General features: G+C 36.4%; 17 protein-coding genes and 1 tRNA gene. 5 read left to right on the plus strand and 13 right to left on the minus strand.

Going from position 1 to position 15,608, the window contains the following annotated elements; genetic code table 11:
• Nucleotides 1-105 precede the first annotated feature (105 nt).
• On the minus strand, nt 106-1,566 hold the full coding sequence (locus MCBB_RS02605) for an MDR family MFS transporter (RefSeq protein ID WP_071906309.1): 1,461 nt from the start codon (nt 1,564-1,566) through the stop codon (nt 106-108).
• Nucleotides 1,567-1,617: 51 nt separating this feature from the next.
• Complete coding sequence (locus tag MCBB_RS02610; protein ID WP_071906310.1) at nt 1,618-2,088, minus strand: MarR family winged helix-turn-helix transcriptional regulator; 471 nt, start codon at nt 2,086-2,088, stop codon at nt 1,618-1,620.
• A gap of 334 nt (nt 2,089-2,422) precedes the next feature.
• On the opposite strand from MCBB_RS02610, the gene MCBB_RS02615 reads away from it, so the two are divergent.
• On the plus strand, nt 2,423-2,902 hold the full coding sequence (locus MCBB_RS02615; protein ID WP_071906311.1) for a CBS domain-containing protein: 480 nt from the start codon (nt 2,423-2,425) through the stop codon (nt 2,900-2,902).
• The gene (gene cfbC / locus MCBB_RS02620; protein ID WP_071906312.1) at nt 2,895-3,701 is read left to right on the plus strand and encodes a Ni-sirohydrochlorin a,c-diamide reductive cyclase ATP-dependent reductase subunit; all 807 of its coding nucleotides are present in this window, start codon (nt 2,895-2,897) and stop codon (nt 3,699-3,701) included. The genes MCBB_RS02615 and cfbC overlap by 8 nt, the downstream gene beginning before the upstream one ends.
• A 320-nt stretch (nt 3,702-4,021) precedes the next feature.
• Here cfbC and MCBB_RS02625 read toward each other — a convergent pair whose 3' ends face one another.
• Nucleotides 4,022-4,459 carry a GIY-YIG nuclease family protein gene (locus tag MCBB_RS02625; protein ID WP_071907962.1) on the minus strand — a complete coding sequence of 146 codons (438 nt, stop codon included), beginning with the start codon at nt 4,457-4,459 and terminating at the stop codon, nt 4,022-4,024.
• Nucleotides 4,460-4,807: 348 nt separating this feature from the next.
• Between MCBB_RS02625 and MCBB_RS02630 the strand changes: the two genes are divergently transcribed.
• Nucleotides 4,808-5,221 carry a DUF371 domain-containing protein gene (locus MCBB_RS02630; protein ID WP_071906313.1) on the plus strand — a complete coding sequence of 138 codons (414 nt, stop codon included), beginning with the start codon at nt 4,808-4,810 and terminating at the stop codon, nt 5,219-5,221.
• Nucleotides 5,222-5,265: 44 nt separating this feature from the next.
• Nucleotides 5,266-5,850: a class I SAM-dependent methyltransferase gene (locus MCBB_RS02635; RefSeq protein ID WP_071906314.1), complete on the plus strand. Its 585-nt coding sequence runs from the start codon at nt 5,266-5,268 to the stop codon at nt 5,848-5,850.
• 290 nt (nt 5,851-6,140) lie between these two features.
• On the opposite strand, the gene MCBB_RS02640 is transcribed toward MCBB_RS02635, so the two are convergent.
• Nucleotides 6,141-6,224 (minus strand) — tRNA-Leu (locus MCBB_RS02640).
• A 187-nt stretch (nt 6,225-6,411) separates the two neighbouring features.
• Between MCBB_RS02640 and MCBB_RS02645 the strand changes: the two genes are divergently transcribed.
• The gene (locus tag MCBB_RS02645; RefSeq protein ID WP_071906315.1) at nt 6,412-6,702 is read left to right on the plus strand and encodes a DUF167 family protein; all 291 of its coding nucleotides are present in this window, start codon (nt 6,412-6,414) and stop codon (nt 6,700-6,702) included.
• Nucleotides 6,703-6,795: 93 nt separating this feature from the next.
• On the opposite strand, the gene MCBB_RS02650 is transcribed toward MCBB_RS02645, so the two are convergent.
• The 9 genes from MCBB_RS02650 to MCBB_RS02690 all read right to left on the minus strand — a co-directional run bounded on the left by MCBB_RS02650 (nt 6,796) and on the right by MCBB_RS02690 (nt 15,529).
• A complete protein-coding gene (locus MCBB_RS02650) occupies nt 6,796-7,659 on the minus strand; it encodes a tetratricopeptide repeat protein (RefSeq protein WP_171899071.1) in 864 nt (287 codons plus the stop codon).
• 162 nt (nt 7,660-7,821) lie between these two features.
• Complete coding sequence (locus MCBB_RS02655) at nt 7,822-8,259, minus strand: RDD family protein (RefSeq protein WP_231916427.1); 438 nt, start codon at nt 8,257-8,259, stop codon at nt 7,822-7,824.
• Nucleotides 8,260-8,307: 48 nt separating this feature from the next.
• Nucleotides 8,308-9,090 carry a hypothetical protein gene (locus tag MCBB_RS02660; protein WP_071906318.1) on the minus strand — a complete coding sequence of 261 codons (783 nt, stop codon included), beginning with the start codon at nt 9,088-9,090 and terminating at the stop codon, nt 8,308-8,310.
• Nucleotides 9,087-9,401, minus strand: a complete 315-nt coding sequence (locus MCBB_RS02665) for a hypothetical protein (protein WP_171899059.1) — start codon at nt 9,399-9,401, stop codon at nt 9,087-9,089. The genes MCBB_RS02660 and MCBB_RS02665 overlap by 4 nt, the downstream gene beginning before the upstream one ends.
• A 145-nt stretch (nt 9,402-9,546) precedes the next feature.
• Nucleotides 9,547-9,861, minus strand: coding sequence for a hypothetical protein (locus MCBB_RS02670; RefSeq protein WP_071905841.1), 315 nt, complete (start codon nt 9,859-9,861; stop codon nt 9,547-9,549).
• Nucleotides 9,862-9,980: 119 nt separating this feature from the next.
• A complete protein-coding gene (locus tag MCBB_RS02675; RefSeq protein WP_071906319.1) occupies nt 9,981-10,262 on the minus strand; it encodes a hypothetical protein in 282 nt (93 codons plus the stop codon).
• A 6-nt stretch (nt 10,263-10,268) separates the two neighbouring features.
• A complete protein-coding gene (locus tag MCBB_RS02680; RefSeq protein WP_071906320.1) occupies nt 10,269-11,003 on the minus strand; it encodes a hypothetical protein in 735 nt (244 codons plus the stop codon).
• Between the two features lie 48 nt (nt 11,004-11,051).
• Complete coding sequence (locus MCBB_RS02685; RefSeq protein WP_071906321.1) at nt 11,052-11,804, minus strand: hypothetical protein; 753 nt, start codon at nt 11,802-11,804, stop codon at nt 11,052-11,054.
• Entirely contained in the window at nt 11,798-15,529 is a 3,732-nt protein-coding gene (locus MCBB_RS02690) for an Ig-like domain-containing protein (protein WP_071906322.1), read from the minus strand. The genes MCBB_RS02685 and MCBB_RS02690 overlap by 7 nt, the downstream gene beginning before the upstream one ends.
• Nucleotides 15,530-15,608 lie beyond the last annotated feature (79 nt).

The following is a 15,608-nucleotide window of genomic DNA, read 5'->3' on the forward strand; positions in this document are numbered from 1 at the left end:
TCACCTATTTTTTATTTAATCAATTTTCTATTAATTAAATATCATTAATTTTTATTTTTATCCTTAAAAAATAAAAGAAAAAAGAAGAATTTTTCCTGCAGAATCTTATTTTCCATGCAACTCCTTTTTATCACCTTCAAAACCACCTCTACTTGCCAGAACCTTCTCCTTCAGGAACAAACAAACCAAAAGTCCTGCAACACTTATCACAAGTCCTGAAAGGAAAACATTGTGTATTCCAAGGCTCATAAGTTCAGGTGGAACGTTCTTGGCAGTCTGTATGTTCATGTTCACAGAGAGGTTCACAATGACCCCGAATATAGGGAGAGCCACAGTTGCTCCGATGTTACGGAAGAACTGCATTGAAGCTGTAACAGTTCCAAGATCCCTCAATGAGACTGCGTTCTGCACTGCAACGTTGAATATTGGGTACATCATACCGGTTCCAATACCCATGATGGTTGAGTATATTACAAGGGCAAGGTATCCTGTGCTGGTGTTCATGGTTGAAAGGAGCCAGATACCAATGGTGAGAAGTACAAATGCCAGAACTCCCAGTTTTTTGTATGTTCCAGTCCTTGAGATGACTTGCCCTGTTGCGATGGATGCAACTGTGAGACTCACAAGCATTGGGATTATGAGGAGCCCTGAGGTTGAAGCACTCATTCCCTGCACCCCCTGAATGAATAGGGGTATGTAGATGATTCCGCAGAACATCACAGCACTTGAAAGAAACATTGCAATGGATGAAACATTGAATATTGAGTTTTTAAAGAGTTTCATTGGTAGAATTGGTTCGCGGGCCTTCTTTTCAGCGTAAATGAACAACACAATCATTACTGCTGCAAATATGAAAAGGGTGGCAGCGAGTCCTGATGAAACTGCAGTGTCCCTTACAAAGGTTAAACCCAGGAAAAGTCCGCTTAAAGCTGCTGTTAGGGTCACGATTCCTGCGTAATCTATTGAACCTTCCTTTACAACCAGTTCAAGGTTTGGGAAGTAGGATCTTAGCATGTATATGGCTGCAATACCCACGGGAATGTTCACGTAGAAGACCCATTCCCAGCCCATGAAATCTGTTATGAATCCTCCGAGCACAGGGCCGAGGACATTTGCAAATCCAAATACCGATGAAAGGATTCCCATGTACTTTCCCCTCTCCCTGGGAGGGAAGACTTCAGCCACGACTATGAATGGAATGGTCATGAGTATTCCGCCACCGATTCCCTGGAGTCCTCTGAAGAAGGTGAGTTCCATTATGTTCTGGGAGAAACCGCAGAGAACAGATGTGGTTATAAATATAATTATTCCTGTTATTAGAAACTTTTTACGGCCGTATATATCTGATAATTTTCCTGACAGTATTATTGCAATGGTTGATGTTAAAAGGTAAATTGTGAAGGGCCAAACATAATAAGCCATTCCTCCAAGGCTTGTAATAACCTGGGGCATGGCTGTGCTCATGATGGAATTGTCAAGAGCACCTACAAGAAGGCTTATCATTAATCCTCCCAGTAATAACTTGATGTTAAGGGCTTTAGAACCCTTTGATTTTTCATTTTCCATTAAGTATCCTCCAATAAATTAAAAATTATAACATTCAGTTATTCGTAAGTTTTAAGGAGTTTTACGATGTATTTCTTCCATTGTGTCGATTTTATGCATGAATTCTCTTATCTTTCTAAGGCAGCCATTGAGTTCATCAAGCTCGGATTCATCGAGGGGCGAAAGGTTGTACTTTATGATTTCATTGATGACCTCACGGGATTCCTTTATGAAACCCAATCCTCTGTCTGTGATTCTCACACGGATTATTCTCCGATCCTTTTCATCAGGCACACGTTCAACCATTCCGTCTGCAACGAGTTTGTCAATGTGGGAGGTCATGTTGGGCTTCGATACGAAGAGGCGTTTTCCAAGGTGGGATATGGGTAAATTATCAAAGTGTTCGAGTATTCCAAGTATCTGATAATAAACCTGATGTTTTTGTTTTATATCCGGATTTTTCGGTTTTATTGCCTTTTGATAGAAGAGTGGAAGATAAATTAAAAGGTTATCAAGTATTTCATCAATATTTTCATCTTTCAAGGTATCACGTCACATTACTTTTATCTAATTGTATGTTTTTTCACAATTTTTCAATCCCAATTAATAGTTAATTTTATGAACTATTATAAAATTTAATTATTCATTATTTAAACTTTTAGGTCCCAATTTATGATCATAAAATGAAAGTAGTATGAAAACCAAAAAAGGAATAAAAAACTTAAATAAAAGAATTACAATAAAAGAAGTTTTATTTTAAAACCTTGGATATAATTAAAAATATAGTTAAAAGACTTTGATAATAAAAGATAAGTAAATATTCAATGATGGGATAGATCCAGACAGCTGAAGCTACTTCTGGAGGAGTTGATGAGTTATGAAGATTGAAGATGCCATGGAAGTAAATGTCGTGAAATTCAAATCAACCGATAAAATAGTGGATGTTACACAGGTCCTTCGAAACAACAAGATAAGCGGGGCACCTGTTGTTAACGAGGAGAACCACGTTATTGGAATACTAAGTGAGGGCGATATAATGAGGATGCTTGAATTCCACTCCCCTAAGATAAACCTAATACTTCCCGCACCCCTGGACCTCATAGAACTCCCTGTGAAGATGAAACATGAAATGGATGAACTTGCAGAGGACATGGAGAGGGCAAGCTCAGTTTTAATTGGGGATATAATGACAAAAAAGGTTGTTACAATCTCAAAGGATGCTCAGATAGCTGATGCAGCAGAGCTCATGGACTCCCACCACATCAAAAGACTTCCAGTGGTTGATGAGAACCACAAACTCATTGGAATAGTCACAAGGGGCGACATAATAGGGGCCATGGTGAAGGGTAATGACTGAGGTCCCAAAAACCAAAAAAATAGCCATATATGGTAAGGGAGGGATTGGAAAATCCACAGTGGTCTCAAACATCGCAGCAGCCTACTCCCAGAATAAAAACGTCCTGGTGATAGGCTGCGACCCCAAGGCAGACACAACCAGAACCCTTGTGGGACGAAGAATACCAACCATACTTGACGTTGTGAAGGAAAAAAAGGATGTCAAAAAGGACGATATTCTATTTGAAGGTTATGGGGAAGTGAAATGTGTTGAGAGTGGAGGTCCAAAACCTGGAGTGGGATGTGCAGGCCGTGGAGTCATAGTTGCAATGAATCTCCTTGAGAAACTTGAAGTCTTCAAGCCAGATCCTGATGTTATGATCTACGACGTACTTGGAGATGTGGTCTGCGGAGGATTTGCAGTACCCCTCCGGGAGGAATTCGCAGACGAAGTTTACATAGTCACCTCTGGAGAGTACATGGCACTCTACGCTGCAAACAACATCTCTCAAGGTATTCAGAAACTCAAAGGTCGTCTTGGAGGTATAATCTGCAACTGCAGAGGCACCAACCATGAAGTTGAAATCGTTGAAGAATTCGCCCATAGAATCGGAACCCGGGTCATAGAGGTCATACCCCGAAGCGAACTAGTACAGCAGAGTGAATATGATGCTAAAACAGTTGTTGAAAAGTTTCCAGATTCAGAACAATCAGCCAAATACATGGAACTTTCAGAGAAGATATACAAAAATCAGGAATTTGTTGTTCCCAAACCCATGGGTGTGGATGAGTTCGAGGAATTTTTCAGGAAGTTCCAGTGAACCTTCTTTTAATCCACATCCCTCCACTTTCAAGGATAAATAATTTGAAAAAAATTACTTTCATTAAATTAATAGAAGCCCTAATATGATGATGAGTACATGGATAAATTCTAATTTATTTTTATGTACTCATTAGTTTAATTGAAGGGATCGATTTTTACTTGAGGCCTATGGTGGAGCATACCCACCAAACTATGTTTTTCACGAAATTATTCATAAAACCTAAAAATAGGACTTTAAAAAAAAATTCATAAAACTTAAAATAAGACTAAAAAAAATATGAGAACTGGATTTGAAGTTGATGATTTAAATCTTATGATTCAAAGTCTTTCCAGATCACTTAGATCCAATGGTTTAAGCCCCAGTTTTTCAAAGGATTCCAAACAAATCCTTTTTGATCCTTCCAGATCCTGGAAGTAGAATAGATGAGATGGACATTTACAATCTGAACACCCGAAAGCATGGATTTCAGACCCTTCTTTTGATATGTGGGCTGCCAGGGAACATTCCCATTTCTCATCACTCACAGCAAAGACAACATCCTCCACATTTGCATCAGGATTGTTTAGAAGATAATCAACATGCCAGAAAAGTTTTTTATCATCTTTAAGGTGTCTTTCAAGCCGGCTTTTAAGTGAATTCAGTGCAGAACCAACATAAACGTAGTAACCCCTTTTAAAATCTATTTCACCTAAACGTCCAATTTTAATATTTTGTTGAGACTTTAATTGAATTATTAAACAGTAAGTGCCTTTCAATCGGTTTTTTGGCATATTAAACTTCCTTAAATTATTTTTTCATATTTCGTTAATTCAGTGATTAATCCTACTCATAATTGAGTTAGTTTTATATCAAGTGGATTATGAACTTTTATAAAAATCATTTTTTTTACAAAAATCATTTTTAATTTTCATAATTAAAATTTATTGATTATATTAAAATCTAAAATTTAGGGGTATAATAATTCATAATAATATTTTAATGAACACTCTAACTGAAATTAGAGTTTATTTAAACCAAAAACCTAAAAAAATAGGATTATAAAAAATTTAACCAAAGATTCAGGCAAATCTCAAAAAAAATAATCCGTATGAAAAGTGAGTACCATGAACTACAGCTTCTTTGCAAAGGGACATCCCAACGTCACATCACGTCATAAAACAACACTTGAAGTTACAATGGATCCAGAAATAGGCATCAAAGCCGACTGCATAATAGGAGTTTCATCTGGAGTTTCCATGAAAGATTTTCCAGAGGAACTGAAAAATGCCATACAGAATGAAAAAGCCATTATCAAAGTGATTCTTGAGACAGAAAATGCTCGGGATGAAATAAAGGGTTATGGACATCCAGAACTGACCCTGGACCATCCAACGGATATGGTCTGCAGAAAAAGTGAGTTCAAGTGCAGCAGAACCCTTATGATAAATGCGGATAGAGCATCATGTGACCTTAAAAAAGGTTTAATAGATGATTTAAGTGAGGGTAAACCCCTGAAAGTTGTGATAAATGTTGATTGATTAAACGATGTTCTTAACTTGAAAAAAATGGAAGATGTATCCTAATGTTTGGAAGTTCTAAAAGTTCTAAGTTAAAAAAAATTAAAAAACTCAATGAAAAGGCAGCCCTGCCTGAATTCAAATCAACTGAAATTATAAAATCTCTTAAAATACGTGAAAACGATAAAATCGCAGATATTGGTTGTGGTGGGGGCTATTTCACCTTTAAGTTTTCAGATGATGTGGGAGAAAACGGATTGGTCTACGCAGTGGATATGGAACCAGAATATCTTGATTATGTGAAATCTGAAACTCGAATTAAGGGTGTGAAGAATATAGAAACTGTTTTGGCAGAAGAGAACAGTCTTGAGCTTGAAAATGATCTGAACCTCATTTTCTTGAGGAACGTATTCCATCACATACCCGAACCTTTAGGTTACTTCAACCATTTAAAACAATTTTTAGCTCCTGATGGAAGAATTGTTATTATAGACTACAAAAAAACTAAAAAAATCAACTTTGTGAACCTTTTTGGTCACTACACCCCTGAAGAGGATATATTGAATGTCATGGAAAAGGGTGGATACCTTGTTTTGGAGAAATTTGACTTTTTATCCTCTCAATCCTTCACCATTTTCAAGAAGGAGTGAATTATAAAATTCAAAGGGATTAAATGTATAAAATTGAATTTATAAGGTTCAATCTACCTTATTTTTAATATATTATTCTAATATTTTTTTTAATTGTTTCGTTTTTTGTTAAATGTTTCAAAAATTTATTTGTAAACATTTTAAACCTTTAAAACTTTGAAGAATTGTTTTTAGAAGGGTATTGATTTTCTGATCTCAAGCAACCATAAATCGTTAGAAATTTTTCATCAAATGAGATCTATGTTAAATCTGATTCTCGGAAATGTTAAAAATAGAAGTTAATTGTTAAGTGCAGGGGACGGGAATCGAACCCGCGAAGGGACTACCCCACTAGGCCCTCAACCTAGCGCCTTTGACCGCTCGACCACCCCTGCGTGATCAAATAATTTAGTTTCACTCACATTAGAGCATACCAACATCTTTCTCTTTCAGTATTTAAATCTTTTCCTTCATGGAGGTGCTGAAACAGGAATTTAATACCTATGTGTCCTAAAAATAGGAAGAAATTAAAAGAAATTAAAATTATAAACCCTCAAATAATAAAAAAAATAAACTGATACTATGAAGGCAGTGAAGGAATCTGAAGGTGGAATACTGGTGGACGTAGAGGTTTCCACAAAATCAAACAAGTTTGAGATTTCAGGCTACAATACCTGGCGTGAAGCCATTGAAATCAGGATAAAAGCAGTTCCACAGAAGGGAAAGGCCAACAAGGAAATAACAAAGGAATTTTCCAAACTCACCCAGAACCCGGTTGAAATTGTATCCGGACATAAAAGCCATCATAAAACATTAAAAATATATCATATAAGTAAAAATGAGTTTTTGAAGATTTTAGAGCCTTATTTTTGAAATCATAATGTTAAAACTGATAAACATTTCTAAAAAATTAAATCAAAGATTTTAAAATCATTTTTTAACCTTTTTAACTACTTTTTTGACAGTTTATGTTTTTTTGGCTTTGATTGCATCTTCAAATTCAGAATTCAACTCCAAAACTTTATCATAACATTCTAATGCTTCAGAGTATCTTTCAAGTTTTTCTAAAACTATTCCCTTCTCATACCATGCATTTTCATCTTCAGAATCTATTTCTAAAGTCTTATTATAACATACAAAAGCTTCTTCAAACTTTCCAAGCTTTTTAAATAAATTAGCCATTCCATAAAATGTATATTCAAAATTAGGATTTAATTTCAAAGATTCCTTGTAACATTTCATTGCTTCGTCATACATTTCAAGTTTAATAAGAGTATCTGCCTTGCGAGTCCAAGCGTAGTATGCTTCAGGATTTAACTCTAAAACCTTATTATAACAGTCCAATGCGCCATAATATCTCTCAAGAGAACTAAAAACATCTCCTTTATAATAAAAAGCCATTTCTAAACTAGAATTTAACTCTAAAACCTTATTATAACACTCAATTGCTTCATTAAACCTTCCCAACTCCTCAAGAACCCTACCCCTATTAATCCATAAATATTCATCTTTGGAATCTAAATTCAAAGCAGTATTATAACAATTCAACGATTCATTAAACCTTCCCAATTCCTCAAGAACCCTGCCCTTATTAACCCATGCATCTTCATATTCGGGGTTTAGTCCCAATGCTTTTTCATAGCATTGTAGTGCTTCTTCGAATTTTTCAAGTTTAGTGAGTGCCCAACCCTTGTTGTACCATGCGATTGAATTTTCTGGTTCCTTCTTTAATATTTCATCACAACAACGAATTACTTCTTCATACTTCCTACTTTTCATAAGCTCATTACAATTCTCTTTTTTATTTTTAAATAAACTGAGTATTCCCATTTTTACCATAACCCTAATTTTCTTCCAATTTTACCTACAAAATTTAAACCCTGCTTTATAACTGGAACATTCCTAACCACAACCTGTAAATTTTGATCCTCACCAACCCCCCAAAAAAAATGAAGCAATACCAAATCCAAATTTATTAATATTAAAATTTTATTAGGCTTTTTTTTGGATGACTATGGTTTTTGCTGTTTTGTCTCCGAGTCTTTGATTTTTATCGGAACACAGCATAACAATTAGGCCTAGAAGACCTGGTACGAAGTAGGGTAGGAGATCAGCGAACCTTAAAAGATTCCTTGTGACACTCTGCATCTTACTTGGAGGTTTTAAGGTCTTTTCATCCACCACCATCAAAGATAAATAATATTTACCGGGAGTACTACCACCTGAAGGTCCTTCAAAGTAAGAAAAATAAACCAACATAACCAGGGTACTGATTATCAGGAAAACAATACCTACAAACAGGTCAGATGCCCCTAAACCTATGAAGAACAAAAATCCGAAAAACATCAACAACAAAAGAACATCCAACACAAAAGCACCTGCCCTGCGAGAAACAGAAGCCAGCACAACACCCTCAACATCATCCACCATCAAAACAAAACCCTCCCCAACCTCTAATTTTTTTTCTACAATTAAAACTTAAACCCCTAACTTCTCAACCAAAGCAGGTAAATCAGTTTTCAACAACTTCAAATACGTCCTATAAGCCCGGATAACATCATCCAAGTTAATCCTATCACGACTATCAACCACTGCACTACATGCCATAAGGGAAAGTGTGAAATTGAATTCTCTAACCTGAAAATTTACCAATTTTAAATCCACGTGCTTTCCACTAGTTGCATACACCAGCAATTCTTTTAAATTTTCATGGAATTTTTTTGTTTTTTTATCCTGCCATTGTAGCTTTTTAAGTTTCTTAAAAAACTCAGGAGTTGGCTCTGGAACATTTAGAGGTTCGTCAAATTTATCCAACAAGAAAACCAGTCTTTCATCAATACGAGCATCATAAAAAGCCTTAACATCACCATGAGTAAGTTTACGCCCAAGACACATATGATACAATGGTAATAAGAGATCAGAAATCTCACTAAACTCAGTAAAACTTATCAAATCCCGTTTAATGGAGAATAGGCGTTTGTAACTTAAATTTTGATATCCTAAAACCAGAAGATCGTTATCACGTTTCTCATCCACAGTTAACTCAGCACCACCCTCAAAAATATTCGAACCTAACAAATAATCCTCAAACAATCTTTCATGAAAACTTTCACTTTTCAAACTCTTCAAACCATTAATAACATCTTCCAAACCCTCAACGTCAAATTCATCCAGCAGAAGCCCAGAATACTTCTTTAACATTTGTTGATCATTCAATTTGAACATATCTCTCTGTGAAACCATAACAACAGTCCATATCATTGTATATCACTTAAATTATCAACTAAGGCTGGTAAATTAGTTTTTAATAATTTGAAATATGTTTTATGTGTTTTTACAATATCTTCTAGGGTTATTTTATCTCTTTTGTTATTAATGGCATTGCAGCCTGCAAGGGATAAAAGGAACATGCTCTCTCGAACTTGAAAATCAATTAATTTAAGATTAGATGCATGTCTACCTCCAGTACCATACAAACGTATCTCGTCAGTTAGTTTAAATAACTTTTGAGTCTCTTTATCAGCCCACTGGACTTTTTTGAGTTTTTGGAAATATTCTGCAGTAGGAGTCATGACTTCAGGGCTATTTGTATCAAAATTATCCAAGAAAAATATTAAACGTTCATAAATTTTAGTATCATAAATCCTTTTTACATCATTGTGTCCCAATTTTCTGCCTAAATAAACATAATAAATAGGAAAGATGAATTCAAATATTTCAGAAAAATGTGTAAAAGTAATTAAATCCTTTTTTAGCGAGAAAAAAATGTTTAGAACTTAAATTCTGATAAGCCAACGTTAAAAGATCATCATCACGTTTCTCATCTACAGACAACTCAGCAGCATCCTCAAAAAGATTCCTTCCTAACAGATAAGCCTCATAGAACGTCTTATGAACGCCACTACCCAAGCCTCTCAAACCTTCAGCCATATCCTCCAAACCCTCAACATCAAATACATCAACCAGTTTAACTATTTCCTTCTCAGCAATCTCATCCCCACTCAAATTAAACATATCCCTCTGTGAAACCATTATCTTCCCCTCTTTAGTAAATTTAATCCAATTCCATGCATTTGCTAACTATTTCAACTATAGATAATGACTTAATAAAACTAAAAAGTTGTTTAACGAGCGATTATCACATAAAAAGGTCATTTCTTCCCTATGTCACGTTTTTCTTCAAGTTTTCTGGAGATGTCTTTACCAGTTACGACTGGTTTTTCCTTTTTTTGACTTTGATCTTCAATTGCATCAACTTTTATAAGGTTGTAAACCATCGAAGCTAGTACAAAACATATAAACAATCCTCCAATCCTTATAATTGGATTTCCCGGGGATTGACCGATATAACTCACAGCCAAAGCAATCACTGTGCCTGTACTAATGAAAACTGCCACTGCAGCTACTGCTGCAAAAAAATTCCTAAACCCCATAAACCATCACATCAACTTAGTAATATCTGTGTTTATAAGTTTGAAATAAGTTTTATAAGCCATTAAAAGATCAGATTCCACTATCTTCAACCGATCATCGTTCACAGCACAACAAGCCGCAAGGAAAAGGATAAAAGCAGATTCAGTGACAGAAAATTTACTAGTTGTTATTTTCCGTGTTTCAATAAAATTACTATCACGAAACTGATTTAATTTCCCATGCAACTTTTTCACGTTTTTATTTTTCCAGTTCATTTTCTTAAGTTTGAGGAAGTATTCAGCGGTAACCTCTTGGGGGTTAGTAAGTGTGTCAAACTGGTCTAATCCCCTCATAACACGTTCATCCAAACCATTATACAACAGTTTAATAAAATCCTCATGAACAAGAGAACTACCTTTGTAAACATAGTAAATATCTTCAAAAACACGATACATCACATAAAAAGTTAAAAATTCTACTAAATCTGTAACTGGTGGAAAATAAAGCACAGGACTACTTAAATTCTCACGTGCAAGATTCACAACACGAATATTACTCTTCTCCGCATCACTATACTTAAAATCCTCCCCACTAACACCATCCTCCATCTTAAAAGCCTTAAAATACTCCCAATACACATCCGAATCCGTCAACCCCAAAATATCATCCAATACACCATCCAAACCATCAACATGATCAAATTCATTGAGTAATCTCTTCTTTAAACTATCAATAGACCTTGTTGCATCTATAATTCCCATCTTTTTACCACTTAACAATTACCTATAAACCCAACCATAGAAAAACTATCACATCAAACGACTAATATCTGTGTTTATAAGTTTTAGATAAGTTTTATTGGCTTTTATAACATCGAAAGTGTTAATTTTATCCCTACCGCAGATAACTGCACTACAACCAGATAAAAGCAAAATAAAAGCTTCTTCAGTAACTAAAAAAGTTGTTGACACCCTTTCTGTTCCTTTCCACTTGTTATGTATCAACATAAAATTAATTTCATGAATATGATTATAAAGGCGTTTCACCTGTTTATTTTGCCATTTAATCTTACCTAAACGTTTGAAGAATTCAGCACTAGGATTGGGAGTGTCAATGTCAGAATCAAAATCTTCTAAGAGTGATACTATTCTTGTGGCCATGGAGCTATGGAATATTTTATTTCTGTCTTCTAAATTTAATTTTCTTCCCAAATTAACATGATAAATACCTGCAATAAAACTATAAATCACTAAAAATTCTTTTATTCCAATTAATGGTGCTAAAGGAATACTTAAAGGAAATTTACTAAGATTTTCTATTGCAAATTTCTCTAATGATGAAAATTCATCTTCACTTCTATCTATTTCAACATCAGAACCCATAAGACCATCAAAACGCACATGAACAAGCTTTTCATAGACTTCAGAATCTTCTAAAGCAAGTATACCCTCAATCACTTCCTTTAACCCCTCAACACCACCAAACTCATCTAAAACTTTACCCGCAACATCAACAGTCGGCTCTGCACTAAAAAAACTCATATTTTTCACTTCCATTACCATGGCCATTTACTTTTGATCCAGTTTACAGTTGAAGTCACTACTTTTTTAACGGTAGTTTTGACTTTAGCAACTGCTTTTTTAACAACTTTAACAGCTTTCTTCACAACTTTCTTAACCTTATGAACTACCTTCTTAATTACTCTTTTAACTGTTTTTACAACTTTTTTAACTTTATTAACTAGTTTCTTAACCGTTTTTTTAACTTTATTAACTACTTTTTTCATGGTTGTTTTAACTTTAGTCACGACTTTTGGCAGTACCTGCTTAACAGTATTGGTGATTTTAGTCACGACCTTATTAAAACCGGTTTTAGCAGTATTTACAGCTTTATTAATAACTTTTTTAGAGGAATCTATTAAACTTTTAGATGAATCTATTAAATAATTCAGATTTCTATTTAAAAAAGCACCGAGCTCACCGTAATTCTCCCATATTTTCTTAAGTGGATCTGGATTAACCAGGAGATTACCTAAATCTCCTAAACCCCTCCTAAACTCAAAATTACCAAAAGCCGTTGCAATAGCAACCAACCTTTCACTACCAACCAACTTACCCAAAGCCTTAGAAGCATCCACAAACCAACCCACAGGATTAGGAAAAAGAACATCACCCACCACAGAAACAAACTCCTTCCATCTTTTCAAATCAAAAAAACCAAACTTCTTAGCTAAATTATCAAAAAACTTTCTTGCTCGCAAAAAGTTTTTCCCAAAATTAAAGCCTATTTTTATTCCTGTTTTACTTAGTAGTCCTGATAATGCCTTTCCCAGTATTGTTCCTGCTCTTCCGATGGGTATTATTGCAATTATGTTCAGGAGGAAGTTTCCAACGGACATATCACCATTCTGTTCAACACCAAATCCCCAATAAAGCAGCCACTTAATATTCTCCCCACCCCACACATGATCCAAATTACTGTAACCGTAAATATGATAAAAATTATAATTCCAGAAATCCCAAAAGTTCCCAGTACTCCGGGCCTTCTGAGCGGCTTGCATCAACTTATCTTGTATGTAAAACTGATAAAAAAGCGGACTAAAAGGATTCTCTATAAACTTAGCATAACTGCCATAAATAGAACCCTGCACATTACAATCCAAAGAATTACTTGCATAACTCAAAAACCCATCCAAAAAACCAGAAGACGATGAAGACGCAGACAAACCCCCACCAACAGGAGCAATAGGAGAAACCACCTTACCAGCCACGGCAGAACCAGAAGAACCACCCTGCACACTATGAACACCGTTACTGTAACCCTGTGAAGCAGAATGCACAGTTGATGTGGATGAACCAGTAGCACCTCCAAGTGAACCATGATTAATGGGTGTTACTGGATTTTGTACCTTGAATGTGACTGTTGTGTTGTTGGTGTTGTTGAGATCATCCCAACCCCTCAACATGACATTGTAATTACCGTCTTTAAGTCCGGGAACAGTGCAGGTGAGTGTCCAGATGCTGTTGGAACATTTAATCAGGTTGTAAGTTTTGCCGAGAATCTCAGCAGTAACTACCACAGCATCAACATCAGAATAAACCCTCACAAAAAGCTTACCACCCTCCCTAACAGTAAACGGTAACACCTCAACCTTCAAAGCCGGCGCAGTATTATCCACAGTAAAACCAGTATAAGCTGTTCCTTGACTACCCAGGCCGTTGGTAGCAGTAAGAAGTACGGTTTGAAATCCATCTGCAAGTCCTTGAATGGGATAGTTTAGAGTCCATGTGCCGTCACTGTTTTGTGTTAGGTTGTAATGGTTTCCAGCGATGAATGCTGTGACATTAACCACATCAGGATCTGCACAAACCCTCAACATGACATTACCACCATTTTTAATACGACCCGGCAAAACAGTACAATTCACACCAGGAAGCGCATTATCCACACTCATATTCGTTGTATTAAATCCATGATTACCAGCATCATCCCAAGCATCCAAAAATACCTGTAAAAAGCCATCCATAACCTGTGGTACTGTGTACTGAAGTGTCCAGATACCGTCAGGACCCTGGATCATAGCATAAGTTGTTCCGAGTATTGTTGCAGTCATACGAACCGTATCAGGATCTGAAACCGCCTTAACAAGTACGGAGTTACCGGTTTTGGTAAGGCCCGGAAGCACAGAGCCTTTGATACTTGGTGCGGTGTTGTCCACCGTAAAATTAAGGGATGTGTTACCCATATTTCCCAGTACATCAGTTCCAGTCAGGAGTATGGTGTAGAGTCCGTCTGCAACCCGTGGTACCGTATAATTGAGTGTCCAAAATCCACCAGTACCTTTTGTGAGGTTGTAAGCATCTCCGAGGATGGTTGCTGTTAATGTATCTGTGTCGTTATCTGCACTCACATTCAATGTTAGGTTATCCCCTGTTCGGGTGGTGGTTTGATTTAATTCTCCTATTGGTGTGGGTGGTGTGTTGTCCACTGTAAAATTGAGGGAAGTGTTGCCGGTATTTCCCAGTGCATCCGTTGCAGTTAATATGATGTCGTAGGTGCCATCTGTAAGTTTTGGTACTGTGTAGTTGAATATCCAGTTGTTATTTGGATCTTTTATCATGTTGTAGATGGTTCCCAGTACTTCCAGGGTCATACTCGCTGTGTCATCATCTGCAGTGGCATTCACCAGAACACTATTTCCAGTCCTTGTTAAAACCGGATTACAAGTCGCATTTATAGTTGGTGCTGTGTTATCCACAGTGAAGTTCATTATTGAAGTGCCCATATTACCCATACCATCAAAAGCACTCAACAAAACATTGTAAACGCCGTCTGCTGCATCTGGAACTGTGAAGTTCAGGTTCCAGTTGTTACCTGAACCTTTGTTCATACTGTACAGGTTTCCCATAACATTAGCAACAATATACGACGTATCCGAACTGGACTGGGCATTCACAGTAAGATTATCACCAGAACGTACCATATTACGGTTCAGGGAGGATGTTACAACTGGGGATGTGTTGTCCACGTATTCTGTGAGGTCCCATACTAGTTCTATTCCGTCTTGTCCCATTCCTTCTATGCCGGTTCCTGTCCACTTAAAACTCACACTGCTGATTATTCCTTTGATCATTACGCTTCCTGCACCTGCACTGTTGGCTGCCCATGAAGCTTCCTGATTAAACTGGGAGAACTTCTGATTAGGTGTTCTCTCTATAGTTTTACTGGTAACCTGAAACTGACTGTTACCCGAAAGTTTAGTAAGGCTCAGATCTGAGTTTAAGAGTGTTAAGATTGCAGAGTTAGTGGTTGCCTTGTTTGAAACACGACCATCACCACCCATACGATCCAAATCCAGTACAGGATTCACAACAGGCTTGCTGAAGTAAAAAGTTATGTACCCGGTTCCTTTATCATCCCCTGAACGATCTATATTTGTACCCACAGAATCCGGACTAATATCCCACCAGTAACTGCTTTGCAGAGACGTGTGCCCATGAGCACTGGGATTACTCCAGAAGTTATTGGTATTCAACTTACCATTAGAAAATGGAGCAGAACCCGGCACACTGGAATCTGCAACACCCCACCGAGCATTACCGGAAGTCGTAACAACACCCGTAACCGTAACATTACCCGCCTGAGACGTTACAACAGCACTACGACCACCACCACTAACACTTCCACTCCATGGCCCTGTTAAATTACCTGCATAAACCAAATTCGGAGTTAAAATCGCTAAAACCAATATCAACACTAAAACAACATTGAACTTCCCATTTATCATTAAAATAACCTTCCACAAACAAATTAATACAAATCAACAAAAACAATACCACAAATAATACGATAATACAACTAATTAA

The sequence above is a fragment of the Methanobacterium congolense genome (assembly GCF_900095295.1).
In the GTDB taxonomy this organism is placed as follows: Archaea; Methanobacteriota; Methanobacteria; order Methanobacteriales; family Methanobacteriaceae; genus Methanobacterium_C; species Methanobacterium_C congolense.

Coding starts and splice junctions, on each gene's coding strand:
- MCBB_RS02605 (WP_071906309.1), bottom strand. CDS start 1,566: ATGGAAAATGAAAAATCAAAGGGTTCTAAAGCCCTTAACATCAAGTTA.
- MCBB_RS02615 (WP_071906311.1), top strand. CDS start 2,423: ATGAAGATTGAAGATGCCATGGAAGTAAATGTCGTGAAATTCAAATCA.
- cfbC (WP_071906312.1), top strand. CDS start 2,895: ATGACTGAGGTCCCAAAAACCAAAAAAATAGCCATATATGGTAAGGGA.
- MCBB_RS02630 (WP_071906313.1), top strand. CDS start 4,808: ATGAACTACAGCTTCTTTGCAAAGGGACATCCCAACGTCACATCACGT.
- MCBB_RS02635 (WP_071906314.1), top strand. CDS start 5,266: ATGTTTGGAAGTTCTAAAAGTTCTAAGTTAAAAAAAATTAAAAAACTC.
- MCBB_RS02645 (WP_071906315.1), top strand. CDS start 6,412: ATGAAGGCAGTGAAGGAATCTGAAGGTGGAATACTGGTGGACGTAGAG.
- MCBB_RS02650 (WP_171899071.1), bottom strand. CDS start 7,659: ATGGGAATACTCAGTTTATTTAAAAATAAAAAAGAGAATTGTAATGAG.
- MCBB_RS02655 (WP_231916427.1), bottom strand. CDS start 8,259: ATGGTGGATGATGTTGAGGGTGTTGTGCTGGCTTCTGTTTCTCGCAGG.
- MCBB_RS02660 (WP_071906318.1), bottom strand. CDS start 9,090: ATGATATGGACTGTTGTTATGGTTTCACAGAGAGATATGTTCAAATTG.
- MCBB_RS02665 (WP_171899059.1), bottom strand. CDS start 9,401: ATGACTCCTACTGCAGAATATTTCCAAAAACTCAAAAAAGTCCAGTGG.
- MCBB_RS02670 (WP_071905841.1), bottom strand. CDS start 9,861: ATGGTTTCACAGAGGGATATGTTTAATTTGAGTGGGGATGAGATTGCT.
- MCBB_RS02675 (WP_071906319.1), bottom strand. CDS start 10,262: ATGGGGTTTAGGAATTTTTTTGCAGCAGTAGCTGCAGTGGCAGTTTTC.
- MCBB_RS02680 (WP_071906320.1), bottom strand. CDS start 11,003: ATGGGAATTATAGATGCAACAAGGTCTATTGATAGTTTAAAGAAGAGA.
- MCBB_RS02685 (WP_071906321.1), bottom strand. CDS start 11,804: ATGGTAATGGAAGTGAAAAATATGAGTTTTTTTAGTGCAGAGCCGACT.
- MCBB_RS02690 (WP_071906322.1), bottom strand. CDS start 15,529: ATGATAAATGGGAAGTTCAATGTTGTTTTAGTGTTGATATTGGTTTTA.